The following is a 16711-nucleotide window of genomic DNA, read 5'->3' as shown; positions in this document are numbered from 1 at the left end:
ACACACAACCGGTACTTTATTGATATGTAATTTAGATTAGCATAAAAAATGATTGATATTCTTAATAAAATTCTAAATTTGTAAGAGAGTGTTTTTAAAATATTGTGTGTGAATGGTTTAAAGAATAAATACATTGTAGTTTTATTTTTAATCGGATCGTTTTGTCAAGCTCAAAATGATAGCACAAATGTGGGTACACGAGATATTTTGGATGTTATTCATCGAGTTTTTGATAAGCAAGACACCATTCGTCCAGAAAGAAATAAAAAACTAGCTTTTTCCTTATTGCCAGTTCCAGTCGGTGTTAATTCCAGTACAGGTTTGGTGGTTTCTTTTCTAACTACATTTTATTTAGGAAATCCCAAAACAACCAGAATGTCTCAGGTTACTTTTTCGCCTTATTTTAGTTTTAATAAGCAATTTGTATTTCCAATCCAGTCTTACATCTATTCAAAAGACAATAAATGGAGTCTTATTGGAGATTATCGCTACATGATTTATCCCCAAGATACTTACGGATTAGGTGAAGACAATTCAGATAAAGAAATGTCAACGCTCGACTACCAGCAATGGCGTTTTTATCAGTTTATTACCAGACAGGTTATTGGAAATTATCGGTTAGGAGTTGGATTTCTTTTAGATAATTATAAAAATATTTCGGAAGAATCATATATAGAGGGAGAAACCGATTATTATCAATATATGAATGGCGATTATTCTAACGAGACTTCGTTTGGTTTTGCCTTGCAGGGACTTTACGATTCGAGGGAAAATATTATCAATCCCGAAAAAGGTTTGTATATCGAAGCCGATTTTAGAATGAATACCAGCGGCGTAGAAGGAGACAAATGGCAATCTTTGTATTTTGATGCTCGAAAATATCATTCTTTCAGTAAAACTAAACATCGCGTTTGGGCTTCAAGAGCTTTTTACTGGTCAACGTTTGGGGGAAAGCCCCATTACTTAGATTTGCCAAGTATTGGTTGGGATCGTGAAGGCAAAACAGGACGAGGATTTACCAAAAATAGATACCGAAGCAATGCCCTTATTTATTTTGAAACCGAATACAGAACCGACATAAGTCGAAACGGATTTTTTGGTGCTGTTTTTTTTACTAATATTTCTTCGGTTTCTAAGTTAGATACCTATCAATTTAAAAAATGGAATCCTGCGGTTGGAACCGGAATTCGTATTAAATGGAATAAACGTAATGGCAGTAATTTGGCATTAGATTACGGAATTAGTAAAAACGATTGGTCACTGCGTTTGGGGTTATCAGAAAATTTCTAACTTCGGCCAAAATCTACAGATTCAATTTTTCATGCAGTTATCGGTTGTCATTTTAAATTATAATGTGTGTTACTTTCTAGAACAATGCGTTTTAAGTGTTCAGGAGGCAATTACGGCAATCGATGCAGAAATTATCGTGATTGACAATAACTCATCAGACGAAAGTGTTTTGATGATGAAAGAAAAATTTCCAGACGTAAAACTGATCGAAAACAAAGAAAATTTTGGATTCCCAAAAGGCAATAATATTGGTGTTCGTCAAGCGAAAGGAAAGTACATTTGCATTTTAAATCCGGACACCATTGTTGCAGAAGATACTTTTACGAAGATTTTGGCTTTCGCCGAAGGGCAAAAAAAACTCGGAATTGTTGGCTGTAAATTAATTGATGGAACAGGGGAGTTTCTTCCAGAAAGCAAACGCGGCATTCCTTCGCCTTGGGTTGCTTTTACCAAAATTTTCGGATTGTATAAAGTCTTTCCCAAATCCAAACTCTTCAATCAATATTACGCACAGCATTTAGATGAAAACGAAACGGGGGAAGTAGATATTCTCGTTGGCGCTTTTATGCTTTTGAAAAAAGAGCTTTATGAAGATTTAAAAGGTTTTGATGAAAATTGTTTTATGTATGCTGATGATATCGATTTATCGTATAGGGCATTGCAAAAACAAAAGGCAAATTTTTACTTTCACAAAACTACAGTTTTGCACTATAAAGGAGAAAGCACCATAAAAGACGAAAAATATATGAAACGTTTTCAGGAAGCTATGAATTTCTTTTATCAGAAGCATTTTAAGAAATCACTGTTTTTTAGTTTCTTCATTCAAATCGGAACTTGGTTTTTCTCTTTTGTAAAAATGTTTCAAGGCAAAACAAGAATAAAACCAAATCCAGAATTGCATGTTTTTTATTCTTTAAACGAAGATTTGTCTCACAAAATAGGCCTAATTTTAAAAAATAAAGTCAAGTTTTTAAAAATCCCGAAAGAAAAAATGGTAAATTCGTGCCTGATTTTTAAGGGAAAAAACGTCGAAATAATTTTGGATAATCAGTACATTTCATTCAAAAAATGTATCGAAATCATAGAAACTATTAAAGATAAGAGTATTACTTTTAAAGTTTTGCCTAAAAATACCCATTTTATTATTGGAAGTAATTCTAGAAATGACAGAGGGCAAATTGTAAAAATCGAGTAAAAAATTATATTAAATGAAATTTATGTTTAAAATATTCATTAATTTCGCAATCTGAAAATCAAAAACATCTTTTAGATTAACAATATGGCAAGATTTGAATTAAAGCTTCCTAAAATGGGAGAAAGTGTCGCTGAAGCAACTATTACAAATTGGTTGAAAGAAGTTGGAGACAAAATTGAGGCTGATGAAGCTGTACTCGAAATTGCAACAGATAAAGTTGACAGCGAAGTGCCGAGTGAAGTATCAGGAATTTTAGTTGAGCAATTGTTTGGTAAAGATGATTTAGTGCAGGTAGGGCAGACTATTGCTATTATTGAAACTGAAGGCGGAGAAACAGCAGTTCCAGAAACTGCAAATACAGTTCCAGAAACTACCGCTCCTGCAGAAGCTGCAGAAATCGAAAAAACAATCGAATCGGTTAAAGAAACGGTAACTTCTCAAGATTTTTCAGGATCAGATAAATTCTTTTCTCCATTAGTAAAAAATATTGCAAAAGAAGAAGGTCTTTCTTTAAACGAACTCGAAAATATTCCAGGTTCTGGAAAAGATGGACGTGTTACTAAAGAGGATATTCTAAAATATGTAGAAGCTCGTAAATCGGGTTCTATTCAAACTCCGCAAACAGTTGAAGTTGCTCCAAAAGTTGTTGCAGAAACTCCAAAAGCTGAAGCTCCAAAGGCAGTTGAGCCAGTTGTTCAAAAAAGCCAGCAAGCAGTACCAGTTTCTGTAAATGGTGGTGACGAAATTGTTGAGATGGACAGAATGCGTAAACTGATTTCGGGTTACATGGTAGCATCAGTGCAGACTTCCGCTCACGTGCAATCTTTCATTGAAGTAGATGTAACTAATATTGTAAAATGGAGAGATAAAGTAAAAGCAGCTTTTGAAAAAAGAGAAGGCGAGAAACTGACTTTTACTCCAATTATGATGGAAGCAGTCGCAAAAGCTTTAAAAGATTTCCCAGGAATGAACATTTCTGTTGACGGAGATTATATCATTAAAAAGAAAAATATCAATTTAGGAATGGCGGCAGCATTACCAAACGGAAATTTAATTGTTCCTGTAATTAAAAATGCAGATCAGTTAAATCTTGTTGGAATGGCAAAAGCGGTTAACGATTTAGGAAACCGTGCAAAAGCTGGAAAACTAAAGCCAGATGATACTCAAGGCGGAACTTACACAGTAACCAATGTTGGTACTTTTGGAAGCGTTTTTGGAACTCCGATTATCAATCAGCCTCAAGTTGGAATTCTAGCGCTTGGTGCAATTCGTAAAGTGCCTGCAGTTATTGAAACTCCAGAAGGTGACTTTATCGGGATTCGTCAGAAAATGTTCTTATCGCACTCTTACGATCATAGAGTTGTTGATGGTGCATTAGGAGGAAGTTTTGTGAAAAGAGTAGCAGAATATTTAGAAGCTTTTGATGTAGATAGAGATTTTTAAAAATAAAGTATAAATAAATTCAAAATCCGATAGGTTTAAAACTTGTCGGATTTTTTGTTTTGTAAGAAAAGAATTAAGCAGTAGTACGAAGACTTATTAAAAGCTTGTTTTTGAAAAGTTAAAATTGAGTAATTGAAAGCATTTTTCGACAAAAAAAATCAGAATAAAGAGAGATATTCCGCTTTAAAAATTACATTTGTAAACTTATAAAAATTAGAAATGGAATTAAAACTTAACAAACCAATTTGCTTTTTTGATCTCGAAACAACGGGAATTGATATCGGTAAAGATAGAATCGTAGAAATTTCAATATTCAAAGTTTTTCCAAACGGAAACAAAGAAAGTAAAACCTGGTTGGTTAATCCAACAATTCCAATTCCTCCACAAACCACTGCAGTTCATGGCATCACAGACGAAAAAGTAGCCAACGAACCAACTTTTGCAGAACTTGCGCCGCATATTCATAATATGATAAAAGATAGTGATCTTGGCGGATTTAATTCAGATCGTTTCGACATTCCGCTTTTAGCTGAAGAATTACTTCGTGCAGGAGTCGATTTTGATATGAAAAACAAAGTTTCTGTAGATGTGCAGACTATTTTTCATAAAATGGAAGAGCGTACTTTAAGTGCTGCTTTGAAATTTTATTGTGGAAAAAGTTTAGACAATGCGCATTCGGCAGAAGCCGATACAATGGCAACTTATGAAATCTTGAAAGCGCAATTAGATCGTTATCCAGAATTGGAGAATGACATGAAATCTTTGTCTGAATTTACGACACGTAAAAAAATCGCCGATTTTGCAGGTATGATTGCTTTTGATCAAGATGACGAAGAAATTTTTACTTTTGGAAAGCATAAAGGGGCAAAAGTAGAAAAGGTTCTAGAAACAGAACCGGGATATTTCAGTTGGATTCAAAACGCTGATTTTCCGTTGTACACCAAAAAAGTTTTGACAGCAATTAAATTAAGAAAATTAAATACTAAATAAGGTTCTGAGTTGCTAAGATTCTAAGGTTCTGAGTTTTTTAAACATGAAATCTTAGAATCTTAGAACCTTAGAACCTCAGTACCTTAAGAAGAATGAAAATCATTTGTGTCGGCAGGAATTATGCCAATCATATAGAAGAGTTGAAAAACGAGCGTCCTAGTGAGCCGGTTGTTTTTATGAAACCAGATTCGGCGGTTTTGCTGAAACAACATCCTTTTGTTATTCCGGAGTTTTCTGAAGATGTTCATCATGAAGTCGAAATAATCGTGAAGATTAATAAAGTCGGAAAATATATTGAGCCAAAATTTGCTCATAAATATTATGATGAAATAAGTGTGGGAATAGATTTTACTGCGCGAGACCTGCAAAGTAAATTGAAAGAAAAAGGACTTCCGTGGGAAAAAGCCAAGGCATTTGATGGTTCTGCAGTTATTGGAGATTTTTTGCCAAAAACTGATTTTGTTTCTATGGAAAATCTTAATTTTGAATTAAGAAGCAATTCGGAAACGGTTCAAAAAGGAAACTCAAGTATGATGCTTTGGAAGATCGATGAATTGATTTCTCACGTGTCTCAGTTTTTTACCTTAAAAATTGGAGATATTATTTTTACAGGAACGCCGGCAGGTGTTGCGGCTGTAAAACCAAATGATGTTTTAGAAGGCTTTTTAGAAGATAAAAAATTATTCAGAATACAAGTAAAATAATGGCTTTAAAGTACAACCTTTCGAAAGTTTATGCGCTTTCAGATAATGACCCTGAATTTGTAAATCAAATTTTAACCTTATTTGTTACAGAAGTTCCAGAAGATTTAAAACAAATTAAAGAAGGAATTAAAAAGAAGGATCATAAATACGCCTATTCCTATGCTCATAAAATAAAGCCTACATTGGATTTAATGGGGTTAAATGTGGCTTTTGAAGAAATCTTGCAAGTTGAAGCTTGGACAAAAGCAGAAGGCAAGAAAAAAGATATTATCGAAACTTTTAAGAGTATTAAAGTACAAGTAAAAGAAGCGATTAAAGAAATTAAAAAAGATTTTGATCTTTAATATAAAATTTGACTTATTCCTGTTTTTATAAAAGGAATAAGTCAAAGCATTTTTTAAATTTTGTAAACGGGCTTATAGTTTGTAAAAGTCGTTAATACCTTCCTCCTAGACAAAATTTAATTTTCTACTTATAAATTATTAGCTTATTTATTTAAGCGACACAAATATTTCACTGATTATGAAAGCAGCAATTATTACTATTGGAGATGAAATCTTAATTGGTCAAATCGTAGATACAAATTCGGCTTTTATTGCCAAATCACTCGATAGAATTGGAGTTGAGGTGGCAGAAATGCTGTCAATAAGCGATGACAAAAAACATATTTTAGGCACTTTTGCGCAACTACAAAACAAAGTAGATGTTGTGATTGTGACAGGCGGATTAGGACCAACCAAAGATGATGTAACAAAGAAAACTTTTTGTGAATACTTTGATGATGAATTAATTGTAGATCAAAAAGTTTTGGCGCATGTGACGGAATTAATTGAAGGGTTTTATAAAAGACCCATTTCTCAATTGAACAAAGATCAGGCTTTAGTTCCGTCAACTTGTACTGTTTTGCATAACAAAGTAGGAACAGCACCGGGGATGTGGATGAAGAAAGAAAATACCGTATTTATTTCGCTTCCGGGAGTTCCGTACGAAATGAAATATCTGGTAGAAGAAGAAATAATTCCTAAAATTGTTCGCGAATACAAACGTCCTTACATTATTCATAAAACCATTTTGACGTATGGGCAAGGAGAAAGTTTAGTTGCAGAACGTATTGAACAATGGGAAAACAATCTTCCAGAGTTTATAAAATTGGCTTATTTGCCCAATCCGGGGCGAGTTCGTCTGCGTTTAACCGCTCGCGGGACTAATAAAGAAGAATTAGAAGAAGCGATAGAAAGTAATGTGCAGTCCTTGGATGCTATCATTCACGATATAATTGTAGGTTACGAAGAGAATGAAACAATTGAAACAGTAATTGGTAAACTGCTTTTGAAGCAAAATAAAACCATCTCAACAGCAGAAAGTTGTACAGGTGGAAGAATTGCGTCGTTATTGTCGGCTGTTCCAGGTTCGTCAAGCTATTTTAAAGGAAGTATTGTTTCTTATGCGACAGAAGTTAAAATAAATGTTTTGGGAATACCGAAAAATTTAATTGATCAATTTTCGGTAGTTAGTGCTGAGGTTGCTTCGGCTATGGCTTTGAGTGCTAAAGATTTGCTGAAAACCGACTATGCGCTAGCGACGACGGGCAATGCAGGTCCGTCAAAAGGCGATTCCGATGCTGAAATCGGTACTGTTTTCATTGCTTTGGCAACACCAGATGGAGTAATTACCGAAGAATTTAACTTCGGACAACCGCGTGAAAAAGTGATAGATAGGGCATCAGTTAAGAGTTTAGAAATATTACAGAAAGAAATTTTAAAATTTGTGCAATAATTTTTTGCTACAATGGTTTATTTTTCTTTTCTTTGCACCCTGATTTTGAATAACGATAAAAGATAAGTATAATGTCAAGAGTTTGTGACCTTACAGGTAAAAGAGCGATGGTAGGAAATAACGTTTCTCACGCTATGAACAAAACTAAGAGAAAGTTTTCTGTAAACTTAGTTAAAAAGCGTTTTTATCTTCCAGAAGAAGATAGATGGATTACTCTTAGAGTAGCAGCATCTACGATAAAAACAATTAATAAAAATGGAATCACTGCTGTTTTGAAAAAAGCACAGTCAGAAGGATTTATCAAATAATCTTTTCCTAAATAAATATATAGCAAGATGGCAAAGAAAGGTAATAGAATCCAAGTAATTTTAGAATGTACTGAACACAAAGCTTCTGGTGTTGCAGGAACTTCTAGATATATTACAACTAAGAACAAAAAAAATACTCCAGACAGATTAGAGATTAAAAAATTTAATCCAGTTTTAAAAAGAGTAACTGTTCACAAAGAAATTAAGTAATAATTAGAGATTTTGATTAAATCTCAAATGGTTTTTCATTTGAAGATTTAATGAATTTCAAATAACATTTGAATCATGGCAAAGAAAACCGTAGCATCGTTACAAACATCTTCTAAGAGATTATCAAAAGCCATCAAAATGGTAAAATCTCCTAAAACTGGTGCATATACATTCGTAGAATCTATTATGGCTCCTGAAGAAGTTGATGAGTTCTTGAAAAAGAAATAATTACAATTACATTATATAGAAAAGCTACTTTCTTTCGGAAGTAGCTTTTTTATTACCTATATTTGTCTAAAATTTTAAAGAATCGTAACAATTGGTCTTTTTTGGGAAAACAATTGCGCTTTCTTTAAAGATTTTGATTTCTTGCGTGAAAATCAAGAAATCTAGTAAATCTAAATAATCTACAAAAAAATGAGTTTTTTTAAAAAATTATTCTCTACCGAAAAAAAAGAGACTTTAGACAAAGGTCTTGAAAAAACGAAAACTACTTTTTTCTCGAAGTTAAGTAAAGCCGTTGCAGGGAAATCTAAAGTTGATGATGATGTTTTAGATAATCTGGAGGAAGTTCTTGTAGCTTCTGATGTTGGGGTAGATACTACTTTGAAAATTATTACAAGAATTGAAAAGCGTGTTGCTGAAGATAAATATCTAGGAACAGAAGAATTGAATCAAATTCTTCGTGATGAAATTGGTGCTTTATTATCTGAAACCAATACAGGTGAGGCAACAGAATTTGAAATTCCGAAAGATAAAAAGCCTTATGTTTTAATGGTTGTTGGAGTAAATGGAGTTGGAAAAACTACAACAATTGGTAAATTGGCTTATCAATTTAAAAAAGCGGGTCATAATGTTGTTTTAGGTGCTGCAGATACATTTCGTGCTGCTGCGATCGATCAATTGCAGGTTTGGGCAGATCGTGTAAATGTGCCTATTGTAAGACAGCAAATGGGAAGCGATCCTGCTTCTGTAGCTTTTGATACTTTACAATCTGCAGTTGCTCAAAATGCTGATGTTGTAATTATTGACACAGCTGGACGTCTTCATAATAAAATCAACTTAATGAATGAGTTGACAAAAGTAAAACGTGTAATGCAGAAAGTGGTTGCTGATGCGCCTCATGATGTGCTTTTGGTCTTGGATGGCTCTACAGGTCAAAATGCTTTTGAACAAGCTAAACAATTTACGGCAGCTACAGAGGTTACTTCATTAGCTGTTACAAAATTGGATGGAACAGCAAAAGGCGGTGTGGTAATTGGAATTTCAGATCAATTTCAAATTCCTGTGAAATATATTGGTGTTGGCGAAGGAATTGAAGATTTGCAAGTTTTCAATAAATATGAATTTGTAGATAGCTTTTTTAAATAATTAATAATGAAAAATATATCAGCTTTAACTTTTTATTTTGCTAGTGTAATATCTTTTGTTCTGGCAAATGTTTTAAAGGATAAAAATCTTTCGGTATATTATGTTTTATTGGTTCTAGGGATAGTTTTATTCTTTTTAGGTGTTCTTAAAAGAATACGTTCTAATCGATAAATATAAATTGAAAATTTATTGAGTCTTTAAATAGGATTCGTTTAGGCGTTTCTATTTAAGGATTCTTTTTTATTGGTAATGCCTGTTTTGAAAAATAGTTGAATGTGTTTTCGATTTTTATTTCTTTTGATGATTATAAGAGTATCTTTGTAGTCTGAGAAATTTTCTTTTGAAACTGGAAGCCCTAGCCCTGATGGGAGCGGCATCCTTTTGTGCCGGGGTTCGGCGCAAAAGATACAGCGGACAGCAGGAAATAGCTCCTAATTCTTCCACTTCATTCAGATTAAAAAAGAATAAATTTTAATATTTTTATTTATGAAAAACACTTTTATAGTTTTGTTTTGCTCGCTTTTATTTGTGAGCTGTAAACAGGAAATAAAACCTGCAGATCTTGCCAAATTAAATGGTTATTGGGAAATTGAAAAAGTGATTTTTGAGAAAGGTGAGGAGAAGGAATATAAAATGAACGAGACTTTTGATTTTTTTCAAATTAAAAACAATAAAGGGGTTCGAACGAAAGTGATGCCGCAATTTGATGGTACATTTTTGACAACAGACACTTTTGAGAATGTTTCGGTTCGTTTTGTTGGAGAACAAGTTTTCTTAGATTATAAAACGGATTATGCCAAATGGAGTGAGGAAATTATTTCGCTTTCTGATGACAAATTAGTGGTTAAAAATCCACAAAAAATTGAATATCATTATAAAAAAGCTGGACCAGTAAACCTTTTGAACAATGGCGAAAAGACTAAATAACGAAAGCACTATTAGTGCTGTATTACAGCAGATTATTCAAGTGAATAAACTGCAGCCAGGTATGGATCAAATTGATGTTCGTGATGCTTGGAAAAATCTTATGGGAAGCGGGGTGAATACTTATACTCGAAATGTTGTTCTGAAAGGCAGTACACTTTATGTAGAATTAGGTTCGTCTGTTCTGCGCGAAGAATTAACTCATGGAAAATATAAAATTGTTAAAATGATTAATGAAGAATTGGGACGCGAGGTAGTAAAAGATGTAGTTTTACGCTGATTTCATTTGATTTTTTTTAATAAGATTAACTTTAAAAATAAGTAACACTTCTATTGTGAAGTGTTTTTTTTTGCGATACATTTGGGCGTTATTTTTTGTAAGTAGCATCTTTTAGTAACCCAAAAACAATAAAAAAAAAACAATGAAAAAAATTTTACTTATTTTAACCGTATTATTTGCTTTAACTAGCTCTGCACAAAAGAAAAAAGTTGCTGTTGTCTCTTTTTATACAGATAAAACAATAGATCTTTCTGAGCTTGGTTTAAATGGTCTGGCTGCAGTGACAGATTTAGGAAGTAATCCGAATTTTAACTTATTGCCAATTTTGGAGAAATATCATAATGCATTTTTTAATGATTATTCGAAAAAATTTCCTTTTGATTTAATTCCTGAAACGGAAGTAACTCAAAAACAAGAATATATTGATTACGTTCCTCATTTTGATAAAGAAGGAGATGCTGGGAAATATATTATCAACTATCCCGGATACAAATATATTTATGAAGGAATAAATGGTTCTGCAAACGAAGTGGCAACAGCAACTATGTTTAAAGATAATGCTGATGGTGTTTTGTTTACTGAAATTCATTTTGCTGTAGTAAAAGGATTCGCTGTTGGTGGAACAGGAACTATTAAAATGAAAGCTTATGCAAGAATTGCTTTGTATGACAAAAATGGAAAAAAATTATTTGCTTTCAATGAAGGAGCAACATCTAAGAAAACTGGAACAATTGTAGGAGGTATTCCTGTTTTATCTTTTGACAAAGTATTGCCAATGTGTGAGAGTGCATTAGATGAGCTTTTGAAAGATTTAGATGGAAGAATCGAGAAAATGGTAAAAAAGACTGCTAATACTCTATAATCAGTTCGTAATAAAAATAAAAAACCCGCTTCAATTGAAGCGGGTTTTTTTGTTTGATTTGTAATTCTTATTAGAATTGCTCTCTTCCTGCAAAGTGGAATGCGCTTTCGATAGCAGCGTTTTCGTCGCTGTCAGATCCGTGAACTGCATTTTCTCCGATTGAAGTAGCGTATGCTTTACGAATAGTTCCTTCAGCAGCTTCAGCTGGATTTGTAGCTCCAATTAAAGTTCTGAAATCTTCTACTGCGTTGTCTTTTTCTAAAATAGCAGCAACAATTGGTCCACGAGACATGAATTCAACTAATTCTCCGTAGAAAGGTCTTTCTGCGTGAACTGCGTAAAATGCTTTTGCATCTGCTACAGTTAATTGAGTTAATTTTAATGAAACGATTTTGAAACCACCATTAGTAATCATTGCTAAGATATTCCCGATGTGTCCGTTTGCAACAGCATCTGGTTTAATCATTGTAAAAGTTCTATTTGTTGCCATTTTATATTTTATTAAATTTTGTGCAAAAGTATACTTTTTTTATGAATTGATTTTAATTAATTCGTAATTAAAACATAGTAGAATAATGTTTTAACCAAGAATAGGCTTTTTTTTGAGTCATTATGCAGAGATGCACTGCAGTGTTTCTAACACAAAGTAAATATTTAATGAAAAAAGATGCACTGCTGTGCGTCTCTACAATTGTGTTTCTCTCTATATATCGTGTAAAAATTAGACTTTAAAGATTAATTTATTTCTGTAGAATATCCATAAGATAAATGTCCAGATTGCAACGTATGTTAATGCGCCTGCCAAAGAAGCAGTCATTGGATTGCTGAAAAATGGTGCAATTCCGAAACGGTATAGATAATCTAAAAGGTTAATTTGTTCGCCAGGAAGCGATGGATGCTGAAAACGAATGAGTACCAAAGCTTGAGGAATAATCTGTGAAGCAAAAAAAACAATCATTGGATTTACTCCCCAAATAACAAATAGCTTAAAGCCTTTTTTGTATTCTCTTATGTCAATTATATAGTATAAAGCGGTTAAGCAGACAGTTGCTAAACCAGTTGTATATAAAACATAACTACTTGTCCAGATTGATTTGTTTATTGGAAAAGCTAAATCCCAGATTAAACCGAAAAAAATTAACGCAGTGCCGATCATTCCCATTCTTTGGGCTTTTTGGATTTTAGTTAAATTAAGAAATAGAATTTGTCCTATGAATAAACCAATAATCCCGTTTACAATAGATGGCAAAGTGCTTAAGATTCCTTCTGGATCCCAAGTATTGGTTTCATGGTACATATGTCCTTTCAAGAAAATGCTGTCAACCCAAGCGGCTAAATTAGTGCCTCTTTCTAAATTTGCTTCTCCAAAACCAGGAACAGGAATTAAAGTCATAACCGCCCAATACCCTAGAAGTAAAATTGCTCCCGTAATAATTTGAGTTTTTCGAGATGTCTTTAAATATAAAAGCGAAATGACAAAATAGACTACTGCAATACGCTGTAAAACTCCAGGAAGTCGAACATCTTGATAATTTTCAAATCCGCCGTAGGCTAAAATGAGATAAATAGCCAATATGCCAAATGCAAAGATATTTTTTAGACGCGTGCTAAAACTTCCCATCAAAGCATAACCAACTGCAAAAGTAATGACCAATCTTCCAATTAGAAGCGGAATTCCGTCTAATCCAAAAAGCTGAATTTTTCCAAAGAAATTAAAGAAAATCCCCAAACAGAACATTCTTAAAGAACGAATCAGGATTTTGTTAAATGTTGTTTCGTCATACTTTTTCTCTGGCATTGCAAGCGGTACAGCAACTCCCATTATAAAAATAAAAAACGGGAATACAAGATCTGTTGGTGTACAGCCATTCCAGTGCGCGTGTAAAAGCGGAGGGTAAACATTTCCCCAATCACCTGGATTGTTTACAATAGTCATCAATAGAATTGTCAGTCCGCGAAAGACATCAAGCGAAATTAGGCGTTCTCTTACCATTTGGTTAGTTAATTAATAGGTTATAAAATATAATTCTATTTGGTTTGAGAGAGTAAAGATTTAGAAAATGTGCTGGTTATTTGTTTCTAAATCGGTACTTTTTAATTTCTAAAGATAATTATTTTAGATTATTATGATGTCAAAATTATGTTCTAAAGGTTTTAATTTCTGAATTAAAAGCGGAATCAATTGTTCTCCTTTTTCTAAATAAAATTCAGAAAAATTGACTTGCCGCTCTTGAAGGCTGTTGTTTGGAAATAATTCGCATTGCAAATCGGTAACACGCTCCAATTGATCGGCTAGTTTTCTTTTTTGTGCTTTTAATAAACGTTTTTCTAAATTTTCTAGACCTTTCTTTTGTTTTATTTCTTGAGCTTTAACGGCACCAGAAAAAGATTTGTCGGTCTTTTCGGCCAATTCAAAAAGATAAGCAAACTGTTTTTCAAGCGCTTCTTTTTGAGGAGTTAAATCTATTGGAAACGGAGAAAGTTTATGTGTAATCTGATTGACTAAATTCTCTGATTTACTGAATAAATCTTTCCAAGTTAAATTTAAATTATCGGCTTTTTTAACTTGTTTTTCGGTTGCTAAAAGAACAGAATTTCGAACTAATAATATTGGGAAGGTAATGTTTACTGCTTCAAAGAAATCTTTTAATTCTAACCAATAAGCAATTTCTCCGCCTCCGCCAATGTAGCAAAGATTGGGAAGAATGATTTCCTGATACAATGGACGCATAATTACATTTGGACTGAATTTTTCAGGATTGCTTTCTAATAGTTTTAGAATTTCTTCTTTAGAAAATGAAATTCTAGTGTTGTTAACTAGGTATTTATCATTTTCAAAAATGATTCTTTCGCGCAGTTTATCTTCAATGTAAAATAAATTTATTTCACGAGGATTTACTTGAACAGTATAGTCAGAAAGTGCTTCAATTGATTTTTGAACGGCTTTAAATGAAGTCTGATTTTCTAATTCTTCTTTTACAAACGGAATAAAAGCACGTTTTAAATTGGTGTCGTCTGCATCTATAATTACTAAGCCATAGCTTGAAAAAAGCGCATTAGCCAAAAAACGAGTTGCATCGGCTAGATTTTCGTGTTTTAAATACGCATTTTCAAAAAGCTTCTTAAGTGCGTTTGCATTGGTGCTTGAACCTAATTCTTGAGAGTAAATTTCAAACAAATTTTCTAAGCCTTCAGTTGAAAGTCTTCCAACGGGACCGGTACTTTCTGCATTCCAACGGATTTTTTTTCCTTTAAAATTAAAATAATTAATTTCTTCAAAATCGTGATCTTCGGTCGCCATCCAATAAACTGGAACAAAATTGTACGAAGGATATTTCGATTTTAATTCTTTAGTTAAATTAATCGTAGAAATAATTTTATATAAAAAATATAAAGGTCCGCTAAATAGATTTAGCTGATGTCCGGTTGTAATGGTAAAGGTATTTTCGAGTTTTAAAAGCGCAATATTATGTTGAGTTAACTCCGAAATTTCAATATTTTGATATTGTTTTTCCAGCGTTTCAACCAATGCAGTTCTATTGTTATGATCAAAATTAGCTGATTTTTCAGCTATTTGTTTTTCAAAATTTTCTAGGCTTGGAAAATGGTTGTACAGCGGTTTTAATTCTGGTTTCTGATCTAAGTAATCTTGCATTAATTTAGAGAAATATCCAGAAGATTGAAAGCTGATACAGTCGGTTGGCATAATTTTAAATTTATTTTTGACAGCTGTAAATTTAATGAAAATATACAGGTAAAAACGCTTTTAACGAATGCTTAAGATTTGATTTTTGATTTTTGTTTTAAAGTACCTTAAATCAAGTTTTTAAATTGAAATAAAATCCGTGTTTTTAAAATGGAAAAAACATCATATTTGTTAAAAAACGTATGATGTTTTAAAACTAATTCTTTGAAATATGAATTATTAATAATGAAACTATACTTTTGTAATCAAAAAAAAAGTTATATCTATTTTACATGAAAACTAACGAGAATAAAAAGAACTCTCTAAAACATGTTCTTTTTGGAAGCCTTATTGGTACCACAATCGAATTTTTTGATTTTTATATTTATGCCAATGCAGCAGTGTTGGTCTTTCCTCAATTATTTTTTCCTAGTTCAGATTCGACAATGGCGACTCTGGAATCTTTAGCCACTTTCTCTATTGCCTTTTTGTCGCGCCCTTTAGGTTCAGCATTTTTTGGCCATTATGGTGATAAGATCGGACGCAAGTTTACTCTTGTTGCAGCTTTATTGACAATGGGAATTTCTACAGTAACAATAGGATTTTTGCCAAGTTATGCGAGTATTGGTGTAGCCGCTCCGTTATTATTAATGCTTTGCCGATTCGGACAAGGTGTTGGTTTAGGAGGCGAATGGGGAGGCGCTGTTTTATTGGCGATAGAAAATGCACCACCAAATAAACGTGCTTGGTACGGAATGTTTCCGCAATTAGGTGCTCCAATAGGATTATTGCTTTCTGGTGGAACTTTCTTGTTGTTGACAGATTCTATGAGTAATGAAGATTTTATGAATTATGGTTGGAGAATTCCTTTTATTGCCAGTGCATTTTTAGTGATAGTTGGTTTTTATATTAGGACTAAAATTACAGAAACGCCTTCGTTTGAAAATGCCAAAAAAGAGGAAGAAGAGGTAAAAGTTCCTTTTCTAGAATTAGTAAAATCTTATAAAAATCAGTTGATTTTTGGAACATTCGCCGCAATAACAACATTCTTGGTTTTCTATTTAATGACCGTATTTACACTTAGCTGGGCTACTTCAGATTTAGGAATTGTAAAAAGAGACGGATTATTGATTCAATTATTCTCAGTATTGTTTTTTGCGCTTTTTATTCCGGTTTCTGCGGTTGTGGCCGACAAGATTGGTCGCCGCAAAATGCTTATCGTGGCAACTGCGGCTATTGCCGTTTTCGGATTTTTCTTTTCTTATTTTTTAAGTTCTGGAAATATCGTTTTGGTTACCATTTTTGCCTGCATTGGAATGTCATTAATGGGCTTTACTTACGGACCTTTGGGAACTTTTCTGTCTGAATTATTTCCAACCAGTGTTCGTTATTCTGGAGCCTCTTTGACTTTTAATATGGCGGGAATTTTAGGCGCCGCTTTTGCACCAATGATCGCAATTTGGTTGGCTAAGACCTATGATGTGAGTTATGTAGGTTTCTATTTGGTAACCGCTGCACTTATCTCTTTGGTTTCATTTTTGGTCATTAGTAAAGACGAACATAAATTTTAGATTATAAATTTAAAATATTTTAAAAGCAGTAATGTAAAAAATTACTGCTTTTTTTTTGTTTGTTAAAAAAGTATTTAGATATTTGTCTAAATATATAAATGT

Annotated in this window: 18 protein-coding genes; 15 read left to right on the top strand and 3 right to left on the bottom strand. The window is 32.9% G+C overall.

What is annotated here, in order from left to right; all coding sequences use genetic code 11:
• The first annotated feature begins 108 nt into the window (after nucleotides 1–108).
• The 14 genes from ACFO3N_RS08745 (at nucleotide 109) to ACFO3N_RS08680 (ending at nucleotide 11353) form a co-directional block, all read left to right on the top strand.
• Nucleotides 109–1290 carry a BamA/TamA family outer membrane protein gene (locus ACFO3N_RS08745; protein ID WP_379796934.1) on the top strand — a complete coding sequence of 394 codons (1182 nt, stop codon included), beginning with the start codon at nucleotides 109–111 and terminating at the stop codon, nucleotides 1288–1290.
• A 31-nt stretch (nucleotides 1291–1321) separates the two neighbouring features.
• On the top strand, nucleotides 1322–2485 hold the full coding sequence (locus ACFO3N_RS08740; RefSeq protein WP_379796932.1) for a glycosyltransferase family 2 protein: 1164 nt from the start codon (nucleotides 1322–1324) through the stop codon (nucleotides 2483–2485).
• Between the two features lie 84 nt (nucleotides 2486–2569).
• The gene (locus ACFO3N_RS08735) at nucleotides 2570–3928 is read left to right on the top strand and encodes a dihydrolipoamide acetyltransferase family protein (RefSeq protein ID WP_379796930.1); all 1359 of its coding nucleotides are present in this window, start codon (nucleotides 2570–2572) and stop codon (nucleotides 3926–3928) included.
• Nucleotides 3929–4147: 219 nt separating this feature from the next.
• A complete protein-coding gene (locus tag ACFO3N_RS08730; protein ID WP_248727902.1) occupies nucleotides 4148–4918 on the top strand; it encodes a 3'-5' exonuclease in 771 nt (256 codons plus the stop codon).
• Nucleotides 4919–5010: 92 nt separating this feature from the next.
• Nucleotides 5011–5622 (top strand): fumarylacetoacetate hydrolase family protein, encoded by a 612-nt coding sequence (locus tag ACFO3N_RS08725; RefSeq protein WP_111289096.1) that lies wholly within the window; start codon nucleotides 5011–5013, stop codon nucleotides 5620–5622.
• Complete coding sequence (locus tag ACFO3N_RS08720; protein ID WP_008468078.1) at nucleotides 5622–5966, top strand: Hpt domain-containing protein; 345 nt, start codon at nucleotides 5622–5624, stop codon at nucleotides 5964–5966. The genes ACFO3N_RS08725 and ACFO3N_RS08720 overlap by 1 nt, the downstream gene beginning before the upstream one ends.
• A 178-nt stretch (nucleotides 5967–6144) precedes the next feature.
• Entirely contained in the window at nucleotides 6145–7398 is a 1254-nt protein-coding gene (locus ACFO3N_RS08715; RefSeq protein WP_379796927.1) for a CinA family nicotinamide mononucleotide deamidase-related protein, read from the top strand.
• Between the two features lie 71 nt (nucleotides 7399–7469).
• Nucleotides 7470–7706, top strand: a complete 237-nt coding sequence (rpmB, locus tag ACFO3N_RS08710; protein ID WP_008468080.1) for a 50S ribosomal protein L28 — start codon at nucleotides 7470–7472, stop codon at nucleotides 7704–7706.
• A gap of 27 nt (nucleotides 7707–7733) precedes the next feature.
• A complete protein-coding gene (rpmG, locus tag ACFO3N_RS08705) occupies nucleotides 7734–7916 on the top strand; it encodes a 50S ribosomal protein L33 (RefSeq protein WP_011963553.1) in 183 nt (60 codons plus the stop codon).
• A gap of 75 nt (nucleotides 7917–7991) precedes the next feature.
• Complete coding sequence (locus tag ACFO3N_RS08700) at nucleotides 7992–8144, top strand: DUF4295 domain-containing protein (RefSeq protein WP_008468081.1); 153 nt, start codon at nucleotides 7992–7994, stop codon at nucleotides 8142–8144.
• Nucleotides 8145–8333: 189 nt separating this feature from the next.
• Nucleotides 8334–9287, top strand: coding sequence for a signal recognition particle-docking protein FtsY (ftsY, locus tag ACFO3N_RS08695; protein ID WP_095931059.1), 954 nt, complete (start codon nucleotides 8334–8336; stop codon nucleotides 9285–9287).
• 486 nt (nucleotides 9288–9773) lie between these two features.
• Nucleotides 9774–10214: a lipocalin-like domain-containing protein gene (locus ACFO3N_RS08690; RefSeq protein WP_379796925.1), complete on the top strand. Its 441-nt coding sequence runs from the start codon at nucleotides 9774–9776 to the stop codon at nucleotides 10212–10214.
• Nucleotides 10195–10491 (top strand): DciA family protein, encoded by a 297-nt coding sequence (locus tag ACFO3N_RS08685; protein WP_095931056.1) that lies wholly within the window; start codon nucleotides 10195–10197, stop codon nucleotides 10489–10491. The genes ACFO3N_RS08690 and ACFO3N_RS08685 overlap by 20 nt, the downstream gene beginning before the upstream one ends.
• Nucleotides 10492–10633: 142 nt before the next feature.
• Nucleotides 10634–11353 carry a hypothetical protein gene (locus tag ACFO3N_RS08680; RefSeq protein ID WP_095931055.1) on the top strand — a complete coding sequence of 240 codons (720 nt, stop codon included), beginning with the start codon at nucleotides 10634–10636 and terminating at the stop codon, nucleotides 11351–11353.
• Nucleotides 11354–11423: 70 nt separating this feature from the next.
• On the opposite strand, the gene ACFO3N_RS08675 is transcribed toward ACFO3N_RS08680, so the two are convergent.
• From ACFO3N_RS08675 to bshC, 3 genes are all read right to left on the bottom strand, one after another.
• Nucleotides 11424–11843, bottom strand: coding sequence for a nucleoside-diphosphate kinase (locus ACFO3N_RS08675; RefSeq protein ID WP_012026941.1), 420 nt, complete (start codon nucleotides 11841–11843; stop codon nucleotides 11424–11426).
• A 231-nt stretch (nucleotides 11844–12074) separates the two neighbouring features.
• The gene (locus ACFO3N_RS08670; protein ID WP_379796923.1) at nucleotides 12075–13346 is read right to left on the bottom strand and encodes an acyltransferase family protein; all 1272 of its coding nucleotides are present in this window, start codon (nucleotides 13344–13346) and stop codon (nucleotides 12075–12077) included.
• A 123-nt stretch (nucleotides 13347–13469) separates the two neighbouring features.
• Nucleotides 13470–15059 (bottom strand): bacillithiol biosynthesis cysteine-adding enzyme BshC, encoded by a 1590-nt coding sequence (gene bshC, locus ACFO3N_RS08665; RefSeq protein WP_379796921.1) that lies wholly within the window; start codon nucleotides 15057–15059, stop codon nucleotides 13470–13472.
• Between the two features lie 272 nt (nucleotides 15060–15331).
• Between bshC and ACFO3N_RS08660 the strand changes: the two genes are divergently transcribed.
• Nucleotides 15332–16609 carry an MFS transporter gene (locus ACFO3N_RS08660; RefSeq protein WP_379796919.1) on the top strand — a complete coding sequence of 426 codons (1278 nt, stop codon included), beginning with the start codon at nucleotides 15332–15334 and terminating at the stop codon, nucleotides 16607–16609.
• Nucleotides 16610–16711: the final 102 nt, after the last annotated feature.

It is taken from the genome of Flavobacterium chungangensis (genome assembly GCF_042654045.1).
GTDB lineage: Bacteria > Bacteroidota > Bacteroidia > Flavobacteriales > Flavobacteriaceae > Flavobacterium > Flavobacterium chungangensis.
Note: the sequence above shows the minus strand (reverse complement) of the source record. Positions and strands in the feature narration are given on the sequence as shown.

What these genes read in the sequence shown, in the direction of transcription:
- ACFO3N_RS08740 (WP_379796932.1), top strand. Translation starts at nt 1,322, where the DNA reads ATGCAGTTATCGGTTGTCATTTTAAATTATAATGTGTGTTACTTTCTA.
- ACFO3N_RS08735 (WP_379796930.1), top strand. Translation starts at nt 2,570, where the DNA reads ATGGCAAGATTTGAATTAAAGCTTCCTAAAATGGGAGAAAGTGTCGCT.
- ACFO3N_RS08730 (WP_248727902.1), top strand. Translation starts at nt 4,148, where the DNA reads ATGGAATTAAAACTTAACAAACCAATTTGCTTTTTTGATCTCGAAACA.
- ACFO3N_RS08725 (WP_111289096.1), top strand. Translation starts at nt 5,011, where the DNA reads ATGAAAATCATTTGTGTCGGCAGGAATTATGCCAATCATATAGAAGAG.
- ACFO3N_RS08720 (WP_008468078.1), top strand. Translation starts at nt 5,622, where the DNA reads ATGGCTTTAAAGTACAACCTTTCGAAAGTTTATGCGCTTTCAGATAAT.
- ACFO3N_RS08715 (WP_379796927.1), top strand. Translation starts at nt 6,145, where the DNA reads ATGAAAGCAGCAATTATTACTATTGGAGATGAAATCTTAATTGGTCAA.
- rpmB (WP_008468080.1), top strand. Translation starts at nt 7,470, where the DNA reads ATGTCAAGAGTTTGTGACCTTACAGGTAAAAGAGCGATGGTAGGAAAT.
- rpmG (WP_011963553.1), top strand. Translation starts at nt 7,734, where the DNA reads ATGGCAAAGAAAGGTAATAGAATCCAAGTAATTTTAGAATGTACTGAA.
- ACFO3N_RS08700 (WP_008468081.1), top strand. Translation starts at nt 7,992, where the DNA reads ATGGCAAAGAAAACCGTAGCATCGTTACAAACATCTTCTAAGAGATTA.
- ftsY (WP_095931059.1), top strand. Translation starts at nt 8,334, where the DNA reads ATGAGTTTTTTTAAAAAATTATTCTCTACCGAAAAAAAAGAGACTTTA.
- ACFO3N_RS08690 (WP_379796925.1), top strand. Translation starts at nt 9,774, where the DNA reads ATGAAAAACACTTTTATAGTTTTGTTTTGCTCGCTTTTATTTGTGAGC.
- ACFO3N_RS08685 (WP_095931056.1), top strand. Translation starts at nt 10,195, where the DNA reads ATGGCGAAAAGACTAAATAACGAAAGCACTATTAGTGCTGTATTACAG.
- ACFO3N_RS08680 (WP_095931055.1), top strand. Translation starts at nt 10,634, where the DNA reads ATGAAAAAAATTTTACTTATTTTAACCGTATTATTTGCTTTAACTAGC.
- ACFO3N_RS08675 (WP_012026941.1), bottom strand. Translation starts at nt 11,843, where the DNA reads ATGGCAACAAATAGAACTTTTACAATGATTAAACCAGATGCTGTTGCA.
- ACFO3N_RS08670 (WP_379796923.1), bottom strand. Translation starts at nt 13,346, where the DNA reads ATGGTAAGAGAACGCCTAATTTCGCTTGATGTCTTTCGCGGACTGACA.
- bshC (WP_379796921.1), bottom strand. Translation starts at nt 15,059, where the DNA reads ATGCCAACCGACTGTATCAGCTTTCAATCTTCTGGATATTTCTCTAAA.
- ACFO3N_RS08660 (WP_379796919.1), top strand. Translation starts at nt 15,332, where the DNA reads ATGAAAACTAACGAGAATAAAAAGAACTCTCTAAAACATGTTCTTTTT.